Source organism: Pseudoalteromonas sp. SCSIO 43088, from assembly GCF_023650795.1.
Lineage (GTDB): Bacteria > Pseudomonadota > Gammaproteobacteria > Enterobacterales > Alteromonadaceae > Pseudoalteromonas > Pseudoalteromonas shioyasakiensis.
This window is the reverse complement of record NZ_CP072676.1, coordinates 800,225-814,418: the sequence shown is the minus strand read 5'-3', so window position 1 is coordinate 814,418 and position 14,194 is coordinate 800,225. Positions and strand designations below refer to the sequence as shown.

18 protein-coding genes are annotated in these 14,194 nt (G+C 40.2%); 2 read left to right on the top strand and 16 right to left on the bottom strand.

Annotated features, from left to right (window positions below):
* Positions 1 to 10: 10 nt before the first annotated feature.
* From J8Z28_RS21410 to hutH, 4 genes are all read right to left on the bottom strand, one after another.
* The gene (locus J8Z28_RS21410) at positions 11 to 403 is read right to left on the bottom strand and encodes a hypothetical protein (protein ID WP_250660600.1); all 393 of its coding nucleotides are present in this window, start codon (positions 401 to 403) and stop codon (positions 11 to 13) included.
* A 553-nt stretch (positions 404 to 956) separates the two neighbouring features.
* The gene (locus tag J8Z28_RS21405) at positions 957 to 1,367 is read right to left on the bottom strand and encodes a GFA family protein (RefSeq protein ID WP_250660599.1); all 411 of its coding nucleotides are present in this window, start codon (positions 1,365 to 1,367) and stop codon (positions 957 to 959) included.
* Between the two features lie 121 nt (positions 1,368 to 1,488).
* On the bottom strand, positions 1,489 to 3,489 hold the full coding sequence (gene hutU / locus J8Z28_RS21400; RefSeq protein WP_054563828.1) for a urocanate hydratase: 2,001 nt from the start codon (positions 3,487 to 3,489) through the stop codon (positions 1,489 to 1,491).
* 11 nt (positions 3,490 to 3,500) lie between these two features.
* Positions 3,501 to 4,994, bottom strand: coding sequence for a histidine ammonia-lyase (hutH, locus tag J8Z28_RS21395; RefSeq protein WP_250660598.1), 1,494 nt, complete (start codon positions 4,992 to 4,994; stop codon positions 3,501 to 3,503).
* Between the two features lie 120 nt (positions 4,995 to 5,114).
* On the opposite strand from hutH, the gene J8Z28_RS21390 reads away from it, so the two are divergent.
* On the top strand, positions 5,115 to 6,011 hold the full coding sequence (locus J8Z28_RS21390) for a LysR family transcriptional regulator (protein ID WP_063529569.1): 897 nt from the start codon (positions 5,115 to 5,117) through the stop codon (positions 6,009 to 6,011).
* On the opposite strand, the gene J8Z28_RS21385 is transcribed toward J8Z28_RS21390, so the two are convergent.
* The 9 genes from J8Z28_RS21385 to J8Z28_RS21345 all read right to left on the bottom strand — a co-directional run bounded on the left by J8Z28_RS21385 (position 5,989) and on the right by J8Z28_RS21345 (position 9,531).
* Positions 5,989 to 6,486: a hypothetical protein gene (locus J8Z28_RS21385; protein ID WP_062565588.1), complete on the bottom strand. Its 498-nt coding sequence runs from the start codon at positions 6,484 to 6,486 to the stop codon at positions 5,989 to 5,991. The genes J8Z28_RS21390 and J8Z28_RS21385 overlap by 23 nt on opposite strands.
* Positions 6,479 to 6,868, bottom strand: a complete 390-nt coding sequence (locus tag J8Z28_RS21380) for a DoxX-like family protein (RefSeq protein ID WP_063529570.1) — start codon at positions 6,866 to 6,868, stop codon at positions 6,479 to 6,481. Before J8Z28_RS21380 ends, J8Z28_RS21385 begins: the two co-directional genes overlap by 8 nt.
* A gap of 49 nt (positions 6,869 to 6,917) precedes the next feature.
* The gene (locus J8Z28_RS21375; protein ID WP_082665559.1) at positions 6,918 to 7,334 is read right to left on the bottom strand and encodes a DUF805 domain-containing protein; all 417 of its coding nucleotides are present in this window, start codon (positions 7,332 to 7,334) and stop codon (positions 6,918 to 6,920) included.
* 154 nt (positions 7,335 to 7,488) lie between these two features.
* On the bottom strand, positions 7,489 to 7,731 hold the full coding sequence (locus tag J8Z28_RS21370) for a hypothetical protein (protein WP_250660597.1): 243 nt from the start codon (positions 7,729 to 7,731) through the stop codon (positions 7,489 to 7,491).
* Between the two features lie 101 nt (positions 7,732 to 7,832).
* Positions 7,833 to 8,360, bottom strand: coding sequence for a DUF4240 domain-containing protein (locus J8Z28_RS21365; RefSeq protein ID WP_054563820.1), 528 nt, complete (start codon positions 8,358 to 8,360; stop codon positions 7,833 to 7,835).
* Positions 8,357 to 8,551, bottom strand: coding sequence for a YwbE family protein (locus tag J8Z28_RS21360; RefSeq protein ID WP_036971837.1), 195 nt, complete (start codon positions 8,549 to 8,551; stop codon positions 8,357 to 8,359). The genes J8Z28_RS21365 and J8Z28_RS21360 overlap by 4 nt, the downstream gene beginning before the upstream one ends.
* A 59-nt stretch (positions 8,552 to 8,610) precedes the next feature.
* Positions 8,611 to 9,057 (bottom strand): hypothetical protein, encoded by a 447-nt coding sequence (locus tag J8Z28_RS21355; protein ID WP_063529246.1) that lies wholly within the window; start codon positions 9,055 to 9,057, stop codon positions 8,611 to 8,613.
* A 2-nt stretch (positions 9,058 to 9,059) separates the two neighbouring features.
* The gene (locus tag J8Z28_RS21350) at positions 9,060 to 9,332 is read right to left on the bottom strand and encodes a hypothetical protein (RefSeq protein ID WP_063529245.1); all 273 of its coding nucleotides are present in this window, start codon (positions 9,330 to 9,332) and stop codon (positions 9,060 to 9,062) included.
* On the bottom strand, positions 9,325 to 9,531 hold the full coding sequence (locus J8Z28_RS21345) for a hypothetical protein (RefSeq protein WP_054563817.1): 207 nt from the start codon (positions 9,529 to 9,531) through the stop codon (positions 9,325 to 9,327). Before J8Z28_RS21345 ends, J8Z28_RS21350 begins: the two co-directional genes overlap by 8 nt.
* 88 nt (positions 9,532 to 9,619) lie before the next feature.
* Here J8Z28_RS21345 and J8Z28_RS21340 point away from each other — a divergent pair, with 88 nt between their 5' ends.
* The gene (locus J8Z28_RS21340; RefSeq protein WP_171037160.1) at positions 9,620 to 10,426 is read left to right on the top strand and encodes an ion transporter; all 807 of its coding nucleotides are present in this window, start codon (positions 9,620 to 9,622) and stop codon (positions 10,424 to 10,426) included.
* A 74-nt stretch (positions 10,427 to 10,500) separates the two neighbouring features.
* Here the strand turns inward: J8Z28_RS21340 and J8Z28_RS21335 are convergent, their stop codons facing one another.
* The 3 genes from J8Z28_RS21335 to J8Z28_RS21325 form a co-directional block, all read right to left on the bottom strand.
* Positions 10,501 to 10,881: a VOC family protein gene (locus tag J8Z28_RS21335; RefSeq protein ID WP_250660596.1), complete on the bottom strand. Its 381-nt coding sequence runs from the start codon at positions 10,879 to 10,881 to the stop codon at positions 10,501 to 10,503.
* Between the two features lie 540 nt (positions 10,882 to 11,421).
* A complete protein-coding gene (locus tag J8Z28_RS21330) occupies positions 11,422 to 11,856 on the bottom strand; it encodes a GNAT family N-acetyltransferase (RefSeq protein ID WP_250660595.1) in 435 nt (144 codons plus the stop codon).
* Positions 11,857 to 11,982: 126 nt separating this feature from the next.
* Positions 11,983 to 13,941: a methyl-accepting chemotaxis protein gene (locus J8Z28_RS21325; RefSeq protein WP_063529242.1), complete on the bottom strand. Its 1,959-nt coding sequence runs from the start codon at positions 13,939 to 13,941 to the stop codon at positions 11,983 to 11,985.
* Positions 13,942 to 14,194 lie beyond the last annotated feature (253 nt).

Genomic DNA, 14,194 nt, shown 5'->3' with positions numbered 1-14,194 from the left:
CCAGTTATATTTAAATTAAGTGAGCAGCTGATTTATCTAATTTAGTTATATACGCTTTGAGCTCTGCAAGCTGAAGTTTTTCGCCTTGTTGAGCATTCATCGCTTTAGCAAAATAGCTGTTGGCTTGCTGCTGATCACCTGCATGCTCATAAATGAGTCCAATGCGAAGATAAGTAAAAGCAAGATTATTAGGGCCTAACTCTGTTTGCAGCGTTTTAGCGCTATCAAGCTCAAGAATTCTTGCAAGTGCATTTAACGCATAAAGCGCACTATCGCTCGAACCCTTGATGTACTGAGAATGAGCAAGTTCAAGCTCTTTTTTAAGAAACTCAGCTGTAATTTCATTTGCGTTTGTAGGTACAGCTAACGAGACTAAAGTAGCTAAGGTTAAAACTTTAAACATATTAAACCTCCTTTTAAAATGTGTTTTACAGATTAATCAAACTCGACCAACTGGTCAAACTTTACTCTAGTATCTCGCTAAATTCTCTTTTAACGCGCTAAAGCACGATCTACATGAAAACGCGCGAAACAAGTTTCACGCCCACGATTGAAAACATTATGTGCTAGGGTTCAGGCTCTGGGACGCGATGTAAAACCGCTGCTACTTGTTCGGCGTTGAAACGCCTCCTAGAAACTTTACTCTCGTAACTCGCAAACTATACTCTCTTATCTCGCTAAACTCTCTTTTAACGCGCTAAAGCACGACCTACATAATATCGCGCGAAACAAGTTTCACGCCTACGAAAGAAAACATTAGGCGCTAGGATTCAGGCTATGGGACGCGATGTAAAATCGCTGCTACTTGTTCGGCGTTAAAACGCCTCCTACAAACTTGTAACTCGCTAACTTTACTCTCGTACCTCACTAACTTTACTCTCGTACCTCGCTAACTTTACTCTCGTATCTCGCTAACTTTACTCTCGTACCTCGCTAACTTTCCCCTTTAATCAGACTTAATCGCGACCAAAACCAATCAACTTTTTGCCATTTAAACCTTTTTTATGCCATTCAGTTTGCTCTTCGCAGAAAATTTGCGCGTCTAATTCTTTACTTGGCTCTTCATTTAAACTGCCTGCAGGCACAAGTAGGTATTTACTGTCTTGTGATTCAAATGGCAGCGCTGAGCCACAGGTATTACAAAACGCCCTAGATAATGCACGACCAGGGTAATTAAACCGCGTGATGTGATGTTGGCCTTTAACCCATTCGATAGCATCAGGTGAAGTAAACAAGTTTGCAGCATGGGCAGTGCCGGTTAGTTTGCGGCATTGTTCGCAATGACAGAAGAAAAAACGCCTAAAGTTATCAGCGACTTTATAACTCACTTCGCCGCAGCAGCATCCACCAGTAAGTGTTTTAGTCATATCTATCTCCTTATTCGCTAAGCTAAAAATTTATTCCCTAAACGATGCGCTATTTAATAATTTTTGGCAATAAAAAAGGCCATGTTGCACTTACAACATGGCCTTTTTGCATTGACACAACTTAGAAATCTAAGTTTGATAAAACTTCATCATCAACGTTATTAGACAAGGTTACTTTAAGTTTAGGGGTACGAGCCATTTCACGTTTAATCGCAAAATTAGCTTCTTCGTTACGCGCCCAACTACGACGAGCAATACCGTTGTTTACATCAAATAATAGCATAGATTTCAAACGACGCTCGGCAGCTTCACTACCGTCTAGTAGCATACCAAAACCACCGTTGATCACTTCGCCCCAGCCAACACCGCCACCGTTGTGGATAGATACCCAAGTAGCACCACGGAAACCATCACCAATTACATTGTGAATCGCCATGTCTGCTGTGAAGCGGCTACCATCATAGATGTTTGATGTTTCACGGAAAGGTGAATCCGTACCACTCACATCATGGTGGTCACGCCCAAGTACAACCGGACCAATTTCACCACGATTAATGGCATCATTAAAGGCTTTAGCAATTTCAGCGCGGCCTTGTGCGTCTGCATAAAGAATACGAGCCTGCGAACCAACAACCAGTTTGTTCTGCTTCGCATCTTTGATCCACGTGATGTTGTCTTGCATTTGCTGTTGGATCTCTTCAGGTGAGTCCGCCATGATTTTATTTAAAACGTCTGCAGCAATCGCATCTGTTTTATCAAGATCTTCTGGTTTACCTGACGTACATACCCAGCGGAACGGGCCAAAGCCGTAGTCAAAACACATTGGGCCAAGAATATCTTGTACGTACGATGGGTATTTAAAATCAATACCATTTTCAGCCATTACATCGCCACCAGCACGTGATGCTTCTAGCAAGAACGCATTACCGTAATCAAAGAAGTAAGTTCCTTTTGCCGTGTGCTTGTTAACAGCATCGGCGTGGCGCTTAAGCGTCGCTTGTACTTTTTCTTTAAATACTTCTGGCTCTTCACGAATTAAACGATTTGACTCTTCATAGCTGATATCAACCGGGTAGTAACCGCCTGACCATGGGTTATGAAGTGAAGTTTGGTCTGAACCTAAGTGAATGAAAATATCTTCAGCTAAGAAGCTTTCCCATACATCAACCACGTTACCGATAAAGGCTATTGAAACCACTTCTTCATTTTGCTGAGCCGTACGTACACGCTCAACAAGCTCTGGCATGTTATCGATCAGTTCATCAACCCAACCTTGTTGATGACGCTTAATAGCCGCCTTAGGGTTAACCTCGGCACATACGGTAATACAGTTAGCAATGTTACCCGCTTTAGGCTGCGCACCACTCATACCGCCTAAACCAGCAGTTAAGAAAATCTTACCTTTTGGTGATTCGCCTTTTTCGAGCACTTTACGGAATGCATTCATTACCGTAATAGTTGTACCGTGAACAATACCTTGTGGGCCAATGTACATAAATGAACCCGCAGTCATTTGACCGTATTGAGTTACACCTAGTGCATTGAATTTTTCCCAGTCATCCGGCTTTGAATAGTTCGGGATCATCATACCGTTAGTCACAACCACGCGCGGTGCTTCTACTGATGATGGGAATAACCCCATAGGGTGACCAGAATACATATGAAGCGTTTGATCTTCTTCCATTTCGCTTAAGTACTTCATAGTTAATAAGTACTGCGCCCAGTTTTGGAATACCGCACCGTTACCACCGTAAGTGATTAGCTCTTCAGGATGCTGTGCTACGGCAGGGTCAAGGTTATTGTCGATCATTAACATGATAGCGGCAGCTTGTTCGCATTTAGCCGGGTAATCGCTGATTGAGCGCGCTTTAAGCTCATAGTTAGGCTTAAAGCGATACATGTAAATACGGCCAAATTGCTTAAGCTCAGCGGCAAATTCAGCGGCTAATTCTTTGTGCCATTCTTTAGGGAAATAACGCAATGCGTTACGAATAGCTAATTGCTTTTCGTCAGCCGATAAAATGTCTTTACGTTTTGGAGCTCGGTTTGCATCACTTGGATACGGTTTTGGCTCTGGCAATACGCTTGGGATACCTTGCTTAATTTGTTCTTGAAAAGTCATTATTTGCTCCCTTAGTTAACTTTAAACGCTTGCGATTTAACAAGTTCTACCATGGCATCAATATCTGGCTTAAGTAAGCGGTCTTCTTCTAGCTTGGCAACTTTGCTGCGAATTAGCGCAAAGTTTTCTTCAATGATGTCTGAACACTTGTTAGGACGTCTAAATTCGATTGCTTGTGCTGCATACATCAGCTCAATAGCAAAGATTTTATCAAGGTTACCTAAAACCTGGTTTAACTTACGACCAGAGATACTACCCATAGATACGTGATCTTCTTGACCCATTGATGTTGGTACGCTGTCTGCTGATGGCGGGAAACACAATGATTTATTTTCTGTTACCAGTGCCGCAGTCACATATTGCGGGATCATCATGCCTGAGTTTAAGCCACCCGATGTCGTTAACAAGCGAGGTAAGCCGTGTAAGCCCTCAAGCAATAAGTAACAACGACGATCAGCAATGTTACCAAGCTCTGCCGCTGCGATTGATGCGTAATCTAAAACCATAGCAAGTGGTTGGCCGTGGAAACCACCACCCGAAATAGCTTCTTCTTCGCTAATCACAATTGGGTTATCTGTAACAGAGTTCATTTCTGTTTCAGCAAGCTCTTTTAAGTGGTAATACGCGTTACGTGATGCACCATGGACTTGTGGAATACAACGTAATGAGTAAGGGTCTTGAACACGGTCACAATCAGTGTGTGAAGCCATGTTTTCAGAGCCTGCAAAAAAGCTACGCATGCGCGCTGCAACTTCAACGTTACCTTTAAAAGCACGAATTGCGTGTAACTCTTCACGGAACGGCGATTCGCTACCTTGCATACCTTCAATACTCATAGCACCTGCTACATCAGCAAGGTCTAATAAGTAACGCATTTTAGTAAGCGCAGTAATGGCATGCGATAAAATAAACTGAGTACCGTTAATTAATGCTAGGCCTTCTTTAGCGTGTAAATCTAAAGGCGCTAAACCGTGCTCTTTTAATACGTCTGCTGCTGGCTTGATTGTGTCGTTTACCCAAAATTCACCTTCACCTAAAAGAGGTAAGAATAAGTGCGATAATGGTGCTAAGTCACCCGATGCGCCAACTGAGCCTTGCTCCGGTACAACAGGGATAATATCAAGTTCAATAAACTTAAGCATACGCTCAACAACGGTTAAACGAATACCTGAAAAACCTTGGCTTAATGCATGTACTTTGGTGATTAGCATCAGCTTTGAAATAGGTTTAGCGATTGGCTCACCCACACCAACAGCGTGTGTGATCAATAAGTTCTTTTGTAATAGGTTAGTTTCTTCTGGAGAAATTTGTGTATCACACAATGGACCAAAGCCCGTATTGATACCATAAATGGCTTTATCTGAGGCAGCCATTTTGTCTACGTTTTGGCGGCTTTTATTAATTTTATCAATTGCTTCTTGGCAAAGCTCTGCCTGTAACGTACCGGCTGCAATAGCATTAACGCTGTCTAACGTTAATTGGTCAACACCATACTTAAATGTCATTTATAACTCCTAAAGAACAGGATTAAGTTTTATTTAGATGGAGTCTAGCTTGCTCTAGTTGTTTTACAAATGCATAATTATCGTTATTCATTCCAGATTTATCGAACTAAAAGAAGAGCTATGCAAGTTCATGACGTAGACCTGCGCTTATTGCGCGTTTTTGTAGCAATTGTTGAGTGTGGCGGGCTTTCAGCCGCAGAGTCACGTTTGAATATTGGCCGCTCCACCATCAGTGCGCATTTATCAGATTTAGAGGTAAGGCTTGGTATTAAATTATGTAAACGTGGCCGCAGTGGTTTTGAAATTACAGACGCTGGCGCCATCACTTATCAGGCATCGATAGAATTGCTTCAGCAATGCGAAGCCTTTGCTAATACCGTAGCCAGCTCTAAAAACGAGTTATCGGGACGTTTAAGTATTGCCATGATAGATACCATGGTCAGCGACCCACGCTGTGCCATTCCCCGCGCGATAGCAAGATTAAAAGGCAAAGGTAAAAACATTCAGTTTGATATTAATGTGTGCGAGGCACGAGAGGTAGAAACCGCAGTAGCCAATGGCCGCTCGTTGGTGGGAATTGGTGTTAGCCGCCATCATATTCGCGGATTAAATTACACCGCCCTACATAACGAAACTAACTTTTTGTATTGCGCAGTCGGTCATCCATTATTTGAGTGTGAAGACAAACAAATAGATGAGCTCATTAAAGAAGCCGAAGTCATTACTAGTAACTACATGCGCGATAAAGAAAGCCGAAACGACGGATTAAACTATCAAAACAGTGCTGTTGCTTATCACGATGAAGGTATTGCACATTTAATTTTATCGGGTGAGTTTATTGGTTATTTACCCGATCACTACGCACAGTTTTGGGTTGATAAAGGCATTTTCAAAGCTATCCAGCCAAAAAAATATCACTACGATATTCCAGTGGTATTGATCACCTCAAAAACAAACGCCAGCTCGCCTTTAGCAAATGCCATGATTGATGAAATTAAGCGTTGTTATTCGGTTTAGCTTTAAACTTTTTTATTAAACTAAAAGCAATCAAAATCAGACCAAAAATACCAAGCAATATACGAGCTATGTTGCTTTTAAATAGCGCCTGTTCATAACTTTGAATCATTTTACCATTAAGTTTTAATTGATGGACTTTATACGCTTCGGCACTTTTATCATACGAAGCCAAAATATGAACGTTATCATTTAAGCTAATTGGTAAGTTAGTTGGTCTAAGGAATGTAGTCGTCTTCTCAGTACCAACAACTGTCATGAGTTTACATTTAAATTTGCCACAATTTCTATGTGAATCATAAAAGCGTTGTACTACGCCCTGCTCATCTATTAGTTGCTCTTTTATAGGCAAATCCAAAAAATAGAACGCGGCAATAATCTGTACTAACCCTATAAAAAATAAATAAGAAGATAAAAATTTTTTTTCTTCTTTTTTTGTGAATTGAGTTATTGGTGACTGGTGCGGCGTATTAAGCATTGAGCTGTGGTTCTTTGAGTTCTTTAATTAATACGAGGCTAAAGGCGATCAAAGCAAGGTTTGTAGTCACAGGATTAAACGCTTCGACTAACAGTGCTGGTTGTAAAACAGCAACAAACAGCATTAGCCCTACTAAAGCAGCTATGTTGAGAATATTGATTAACATTGAACGATAGAAAATAAAAAACAGCACGGCAAATATAATTTCACCTATGCCAGCTGCTCGGGTAATGAGCGTTGAAATTTCAGCATTAAAACCAAAACTGGCCGTCATTTTTAGTTCAAGGGGGGCGATGTGAATAAGTTTTGGCATCAGCCCATGATAAAGCCAACTAAAGCTAATAATAAATCGAGCTATTTGAATTGTAGTGAAATGCTTCATCGGGTAAATTTACTTTGTGTGCTCTGATATTCTGAGCACACAGTATAGCTTATAAGCTAGTAGGTTGACCGAAACGGTTCTCAGCTTCATCACCTGCTAAAAAGCCATTTTCGATTAACGCCCAGATACCACCAATTACTGGAACTAAGCCAATCAGTACCCACCAACCTGATTTATTACGGTCATGCCAGCGCTTTACTTGAACCGCAAGCGAAACCCACATAAGTGGGATATAAAAGATCAGTGTGATCACAGAGATTGCTGTTTCATTACCACCTGTTAATAATGCAACTACGAACATAAAAACAAATGAAGCTACAATAATACCTAAGAAAGAATACCAATAGGTCTTACGAGGAATACGACCTTTAAAAGAAAACAAAATTTCTTTCATGCTTAAAGTGGTTGTTTCTGTTGATGCTGTAGCAAGGTTTGATTCTGGGGCTTGATATACGTTTTCTGACACTGTCATTTCCTTTGATATGTGTTGTAGCAAACAGTTTTAATCTAGTCTGCTGATTTATGTTGTTAATAGTGCTGAATTAAGCATGAATAAGATAACACAAAATGATTGAATTTGGGTACTAAGAAATTGCTGGTAAACTTTATGCCTATGAACGTTATAATTTAGAAAATGGGTCTGAAAGCAACTCAGCTTTGAAATAACTTATCGCATCTTCAACATCAGAGAATTTTTTTTGCTGAAACTTAACCCCTCGTTCGAAGTAAAAGACCTCAATATGACTCTTTGCGTCGTAAATACAATGCCCTTCAATTATTGGCAAAGTATCAATCTCATAGGCTTCTCTTTTGATGCCTTTATTTATTAAATACTGCTTTAACTCAAAAAGCTCCTGACGCATGTTAGCATTCACTTTATTAATATTATTTAATAACTTACTGAGTTGTCATGGTAAAAGCAAGTAACCTAAAGACAAAAAAAAGCACCCTTAGGTGCTTTTAATTAACTCGGTTGTTGCCAATATTTGGCGTATAAATTTGGATAGGTTTGTTTTAAAAACTTAGCTTTATCTTTAAAGCGTTTACCTTTTGGTTGCTCAAGGCCTGATGGCACAAAGGGTAATTCATCATCATTACGTTCTTCGTAAAGCATACCAGCAATTAAATCGTACTCATCTAAATACGGGTAAGGCTGTTCGTTTAAATGATAAACTGGCGTACACTCGGCAATTGAGTCCGGGTTTTCAAGCGCCTTTAAAAAAGCCTGTTCTCCTCGTGAAATAAGCCAACATAAAAACTCAGAAAAACCATAATCATCGTTACAACCGGCCATTACATAAGCGGCACCAAATAAGTCCCAGGTATAGGCTTTACGCATACGTAGGTTAAACTGCTTATCAAATTCCATCAGCTGTTCGTCAGATAAATCAGTCAGCTTTGCTTTTAATGCGTTACAAACAGACTCAGGCTCAGCAGTTTTATCTTCGGCGGTCACAAGTTGCCAAAATTCACTTTCGCTTAAAACACTCATGATAAAATCTCTTTCACTCGCCCAACTTGACCATCATCAAGTTGAACTTTAATACCATGCGGGTGGTTTGGTGATTTAGTTAATATACGTGACACCACACCTTGAGTTAACTGACCTGTTCGTTGATCTTGTTTTAAAACAATGTTGACTTCGCAGCCAATTGAAATTTGTGAACGCGTAGGCACTGCCATTGCTAAATCTCTTTCAATAATTTTTGCCGATTATAGCCATTTGCGGCTGGCTTACCAAATTAAACCTGTTTGATTGGGCTGTTTTTAAGCAGCGCCTTTGGCAATATCTCATTTAAACGTTTAGTGATTGCTTCAGCTTTGCCTTTTATTTGAAAGTCATAACCTTGGCCGTTGCCATCTAAAATTACGGCTAAATAGTTATCAGCAACTTTCAGTTGCGTAATACGGCTTAATTCAAGAGTCTCTTCTTTATCGCCATAATAAACCTGCTTAACCGTTAAGCTTGTGTCTGTTGCCGTGAGTGTTTTACTAAGCGCTGATTTGGCAGCAAACTTTTCTGTTGAGCGGTAGGCCTGTACCATAAAACCGATAGCAAATATAAAACCGGTAAAACTTGAAATAGGTAATGAGTCTGATTGCAAGCTGTACACACCTATACAAATAAATAACATAGCAAGGGCTAGATTTAACCTAACCATCTGTTTAGGGGTTAAATTTACGTACATTATTATTCCTTTAAAAACGCAATTGCTTTTGCATTGATAGCTAAATCTATAGCGCTCAATTCTTTGATAATTAAACTGGTAATTAACTGGGTTTGCTCAGCGGCTATCGGCAGCTCTTTACAATAACAACTTACTTTTAGTGATTGCGGTAGCTTTTTTAGGTCAGCAGTATGCGTTAACCATGAAAATTCGTGTACGTGCTCTTTTGCTTGTTCGCACGCTTGCGTTAAAGCAACTCGAATAGCCTTATCTAGACGTTTTTCAGTTTTAGTCATGTTCTGCTTGTTGTTTTTTAAATTCTTCGTAGCTGTCTTGCTGGCGCTTTACGCACTCATGGTACTCTTTATCTGCCATATGATTGCATTCACTTAAACGCGCCGATTGAATTTCATGATAACGGGCATCTGAGCTACAAGCTGATAAAAGTATTGCAAGGGTCGCAATCACGGCCAATTTTAAGGCATTTAAAAACATTAAATTTCCTTTATGTAGTTATACATTGGTGCTGCGTTTTCCTGTATATTGCGTGGGTTAAAATATTATTACCAAAGGGTTCTATATGATGTTGTCGCAGTTACAACAGCTGTTTCAGCGTATCGATAAAAGTAAAATTTTTCAATCATTTGTTATTGCTGTCATTGTTATTTCAGCGCTAACAGTGGGTGCACACACCTACTCTTTACATCCAACTGCTGAGCTTGCCTTACATTGGATGGACTTAGGTATCACGGTATTCTTTTTAGTTGAACTGGTGATCCGCTTTATAGCAAGCCGTGGTTTTAAAGACTTTTTCACCAAAGGTTGGAATATTTTCGACTTTATAATCGTGGTGGGAAGCCTTTACCCTGCAGCTGGCTCTACAATTTTTATCGCTCGATTACTGCGTATTTTCCGCGTATTACGACTTGTATCTATGATCCCAGAGCTTAGACTGCTGGTTAACTCGCTTTTAAAAGCCATTCCACAAATGGGCTATATCGCCCTACTCATGTTTGTGATCTTCTATATTTATGCCGCCATGGGTAGCATGCTGTTTGCAGATATAAACCCAGTGCTGTGGGGTGATGTGTCTATTTCTATGCTCACATTATTTAGGATTGCCACGTTCGAGGATTGGACCGATGTTATGTATGAAACGATGGCTGTGTATGAGCTCAGCTGGATTTTTTATCTAACCTTCATCTTTTTAACAGCCTTTGTATTTTTAAACATGATGGTTGGTGCGATTTTAGAAGTTATGTCTGAAGAGCATCGTAACGCCCGTGAAGAGCAAACATCTGATGCCGACATGCCTGCAACCAAAGGGCAAATTGCTCAGCTACAAGCTGAAATGGCTGAACTCAAACAACTACTGAAAGAAAAGCAGTGACGTTTTTGGAGCTAAGCTTTTTAGATAATAGTTTTTAGCTATTAGGCGCTAGGACCTAGACCCTAGCGCCTTTTTTATCCTCGCTTTTCTACCTTCCATGGTGGGTTTAAGCGGTTTTCTCCGGCCCAATATAATTTAATTTTATTCCCTGATGGGTCTTTTAGAATTGCTTCTGTCCATAAATAACGCTGGGCTGTTGGCGGCTGTTCAAAGCTAATACCTTTTTTAACAAGGCTTGCATAGAGCTCATCGAGCTGCTGATGTTCAAAATAAATGACCGCACTATTACTAAACTCTTCAGTTTCTAATGACAGCGAAAATGTAGCATCACCATCTGGGCATTGAAAGCGTGCGTAATGCGGTGTATCTACTATCTGAATCATTCCTAGTGTTAAGTAAAAAGCTACCGCTTCATTCATATCCTTTACAGGCAACGTCACCTGATTGAGATTCATTAGTCACTCCAATGTAATGCGTTATTCGTTACATCAGCATATCGCGTACAGCTAATTAAGCAAAAGATATGTTATGAGTTAGCGAGTTGCGAGAGTAAAGTTTCTAGGAGACGTTTCAAAGCCGAACAAGTAGCAGCGATTTTACATCGCGTCCCATAGCCTGAATCCTAGCGCCTAATGTTTTCTTTCGTAAGCGTGAAACTTGTTTCGCGCGTTTGTAGGTCGTGCTTTAGCGAGATTGAGGGGAAAGTTACAAGTTACAAGTTACAAGTTACAAGTTACAAGTTACAAGTTACAAGAGTAAAGTTTCTAGGAGACGTTTCAAAGCCGAACAAGTAGCAGCGATTTTACAACGCATCCTAGAGCAGCCTAAACCCTAAAGCCTAATGTTTTCTTTCGTAGGCGTGAAACTTGTTTCGCGCGTTTGTAGGCCGTGCTTTAGCGCGTAAAAGAGAAGTTAGCGAGATACGAGCTACAAGGGGAAAGTTTGTAGGAGGCGTTTCAACGCCGAATATTAATGGTTCACAGCTAAAGCCGTTCCTACACGAGATCCATGTGCAATATTGGAAATGGCTTGCCCATATCATCTAATGGCGAGCGTGAGGTAACTTTAAACCCCATGTGCTGATAAAACCCAACTGCAAGTGGGTTTTGCTCATTAACATCCACTTTGTTGGCGGCTAATTGCTCAACCGCAAAGTTAAGTAGGGCTTTACCTATACCCTTACCTCTTGCGGAATTTAAAATAAACAACATTTCTATTTTGCACTCATGTACGCCAACGAATCCTAAAATTGTTTTATTTTCATCCTTAATGCACTTTAAAGTCACATTAGGAAACGCCTGCTCAATGATGATTGGCTTAAAAAAGGCTATGTCGTCTTCAGTTATAAAATCATGGGTTGCTCGAACTGAGTTTTCCCATACAGCAAGTAGCTCTGGATAATCTTCAGCGCTCACAAAATGTATTTTCATTATTTGCCATTTTATAGGAGTTATCCTGCGTTATGTGCTTATAATCAAATAACAGAAGGATTCGTTACTCGTTTTAGTTATTTACTCCATTAAAGCATGTGAAAGTCTTTGAAACAAAGAGTATTATTACACCTTAAACTTACCCACTAAATCTGTCAGTGTGTTCGATAACAGGTTTAGTTTCTCTCCATTGCCTCTTGCACTATCGGCAATTTCGCTTACATCATCAGCCGCATTTTTTATTTCAACAACATTGCGATTAATGTCTTCGGCTACATGCTGTTGCTCTTCGGCTGCAGTGGCAATTTGTGTATTTAAATCGCTAATATTGACGATAGACGCGGTTATTTCGCTAAATTGTTGCTGTGCTGAATGAGCTAAATCAACTGTTTTGTTTGTGCGGTTTAAGCTGGTTGTCATCTCTTTTGACACTTGATCAGACATCTTGCGTAACGTATCTAACTGACTTGCTATTTCTTCTGTCGATTCTGAGGTCCTTTGTGATAACGCACGCACCTCATCTGCAACAACCGCAAACCCTCGACCATGATCGCCTGCCCTCGCCGCTTCAATTGCTGCATTTAAGGCTAACAAATTGGTTTGCTCTGCAATGCCTCTTATCACGCTTAATATCGACATGATATTTTCGCTTTCAGCGTCGAGTTGGTTTATATCTTGGGTTGCTTTGGTGATCACCTCAGACAAAGACACAACACTATCAACCGTTTCAGATATAACACTTTGCCCAAGCTCAGAGGCCTGCTGTGTTTGCGATGCAAGTTCGGCTGCATTGGCACAACTAGCAGATACTTCATTAGCAGTGGCTGCCATTTCATTAATTGCTGTGGCCGCCATTTCAAGGGCTTGTTGTTGCTGTGATGTTGAGCCAGATAACTGTGCCGCCTGTGATGATGTTTGCGCTGAGGTATCACTAACATTTTGCGCACAATCATTAATTTGCGTGACTAAGTCCGATATTAAATTCAAAAATAAGTTAAAGCTGTTAGCCAGTTTGGCCGTTTCATCGCGTGTTTTAATCACTAAACGTTTAGTTAAATCACCACCACCTTGCGATATCTCGGTAAGACCATCACTTACTTCAACAATAGGTGCAGAAATTAATTTAGAAATATAGCTAGCAACTAAAATAAACACAGCAATCAAGATTGCACTGATGACTAAAATAGTAATCGTCATTGCGTTTGCAGCACTCATCACTTCAGATTTTTCAACTAAACCTATAAATTTCCAGCCTAGTTTTTGCGAGGTGTAAATATTCGCTAAGTAATCTTTGCCATTAATGTCAATTTCAAATTGCCCCTGATTATTATCAGCGAGCTGTTTGTATTTTCCGTTATTGACTTGTGCTAGCTGCTTAAACCTGTAATCAGCATTTTTAACGTCAACGAGTACATTGCCACTATCTTCAATCAACATTAAATAGCCAGTTTCACCAAGTTTAATGTTCGCAATAATATCGGTAAGGCCCTGCAAGGATACATCCATGCCCTGCACACCAATAAACTCTCCTGCTTGTTTAATCGCTTTAACAGTAGAAACAATGACCATGTCATCGGCTGCCCAATAATAGGCATTGGTTCTTACCGTTTTACCATCTGCTGCTTTGCCTGTTTCGTACCAAGGCCTTACTCTTGGATCATAATTCGCTGTAACTTCACCCTCTGGCCATTGAATATAACCGCCTTGCTCATTACCCATATAAATATAAGCAAGCCCCGGGTGGGTGGCGCCAAAGTGATCAAACAAACTAAAGGCGTTTTGTTCGGTGCTACTGCCACTTAAATGATCAAGCTTTTCTGCACTAGGTGACTGCATATGGGTTTTAACGCCTTGCTTGGCGTCTAAGATAGCGGCATGGGATGCAAGGTAATCGACGTTTTTTTCGATTTCGGCAAAAAACATACTGATACCATTATCGACTTGTCTTGCTTCTCTTTGACTAAGCTCGGCAAAACTATCGAGGGCTTGCTGTCTTGTTTGTGTAATTACAAGCACAGCAATGATAATGAGTGGCAGCGCAATGGCTGACGCAAAGGCGAGTTTTAATTTTTTTGAAATGTTCATAGCCAACTTCCAACTAAGCACTTAAGAAAATATAGTGAGGCCTTGGAAGTTCGGCAAATAATTAAGTGTTTATTTTTTCGGAGCAAAGTAGATTAGACTAAATAAAATCAATGAGTTTTACATATCTTCTAAGATTGCTTTAACTCGAATCTTACTTTCTCAAAATATGACATTTAGTTGACAGACACATGGAATGTACTAACTTTAACATTAGTAATTAACATGCTTTTAACAAAGCCATGCTAGATACTTT

Excerpts from the sequence above, each read along its gene's own strand:
- J8Z28_RS21330 (WP_250660595.1), bottom strand. The coding sequence starts at position 11,856 with ATGAAAATACATTTTGTGAGCGCTGAAGATTATCCAGAGCTACTTGCT.
- J8Z28_RS21355 (WP_063529246.1), bottom strand. The coding sequence starts at position 9,057 with ATGTACGTAAATTTAACCCCTAAACAGATGGTTAGGTTAAATCTAGCC.
- J8Z28_RS21370 (WP_250660597.1), bottom strand. The coding sequence starts at position 7,731 with ATGCGTCAGGAGCTTTTTGAGTTAAAGCAGTATTTAATAAATAAAGGC.
- J8Z28_RS21385 (WP_062565588.1), bottom strand. The coding sequence starts at position 6,486 with ATGCTTAATACGCCGCACCAGTCACCAATAACTCAATTCACAAAAAAA.
- J8Z28_RS21390 (WP_063529569.1), top strand. The coding sequence starts at position 5,115 with ATGCAAGTTCATGACGTAGACCTGCGCTTATTGCGCGTTTTTGTAGCA.
- J8Z28_RS21335 (WP_250660596.1), bottom strand. The coding sequence starts at position 10,881 with ATGAATCTCAATCAGGTGACGTTGCCTGTAAAGGATATGAATGAAGCG.
- J8Z28_RS21365 (WP_054563820.1), bottom strand. The coding sequence starts at position 8,360 with ATGAGTGTTTTAAGCGAAAGTGAATTTTGGCAACTTGTGACCGCCGAA.
- hutU (WP_054563828.1), bottom strand. The coding sequence starts at position 3,489 with ATGACTTTTCAAGAACAAATTAAGCAAGGTATCCCAAGCGTATTGCCA.
- hutH (WP_250660598.1), bottom strand. The coding sequence starts at position 4,994 with ATGACATTTAAGTATGGTGTTGACCAATTAACGTTAGACAGCGTTAAT.
- J8Z28_RS21325 (WP_063529242.1), bottom strand. The coding sequence starts at position 13,941 with ATGAACATTTCAAAAAAATTAAAACTCGCCTTTGCGTCAGCCATTGCG.
- J8Z28_RS21380 (WP_063529570.1), bottom strand. The coding sequence starts at position 6,868 with ATGAAGCATTTCACTACAATTCAAATAGCTCGATTTATTATTAGCTTT.
- J8Z28_RS21360 (WP_036971837.1), bottom strand. The coding sequence starts at position 8,551 with ATGGCAGTGCCTACGCGTTCACAAATTTCAATTGGCTGCGAAGTCAAC.
- J8Z28_RS21350 (WP_063529245.1), bottom strand. The coding sequence starts at position 9,332 with ATGACTAAAACTGAAAAACGTCTAGATAAGGCTATTCGAGTTGCTTTA.
- J8Z28_RS21340 (WP_171037160.1), top strand. The coding sequence starts at position 9,620 with ATGTTGTCGCAGTTACAACAGCTGTTTCAGCGTATCGATAAAAGTAAA.
- J8Z28_RS21410 (WP_250660600.1), bottom strand. The coding sequence starts at position 403 with ATGTTTAAAGTTTTAACCTTAGCTACTTTAGTCTCGTTAGCTGTACCT.
- J8Z28_RS21405 (WP_250660599.1), bottom strand. The coding sequence starts at position 1,367 with ATGACTAAAACACTTACTGGTGGATGCTGCTGCGGCGAAGTGAGTTAT.
- J8Z28_RS21345 (WP_054563817.1), bottom strand. The coding sequence starts at position 9,531 with ATGTTTTTAAATGCCTTAAAATTGGCCGTGATTGCGACCCTTGCAATA.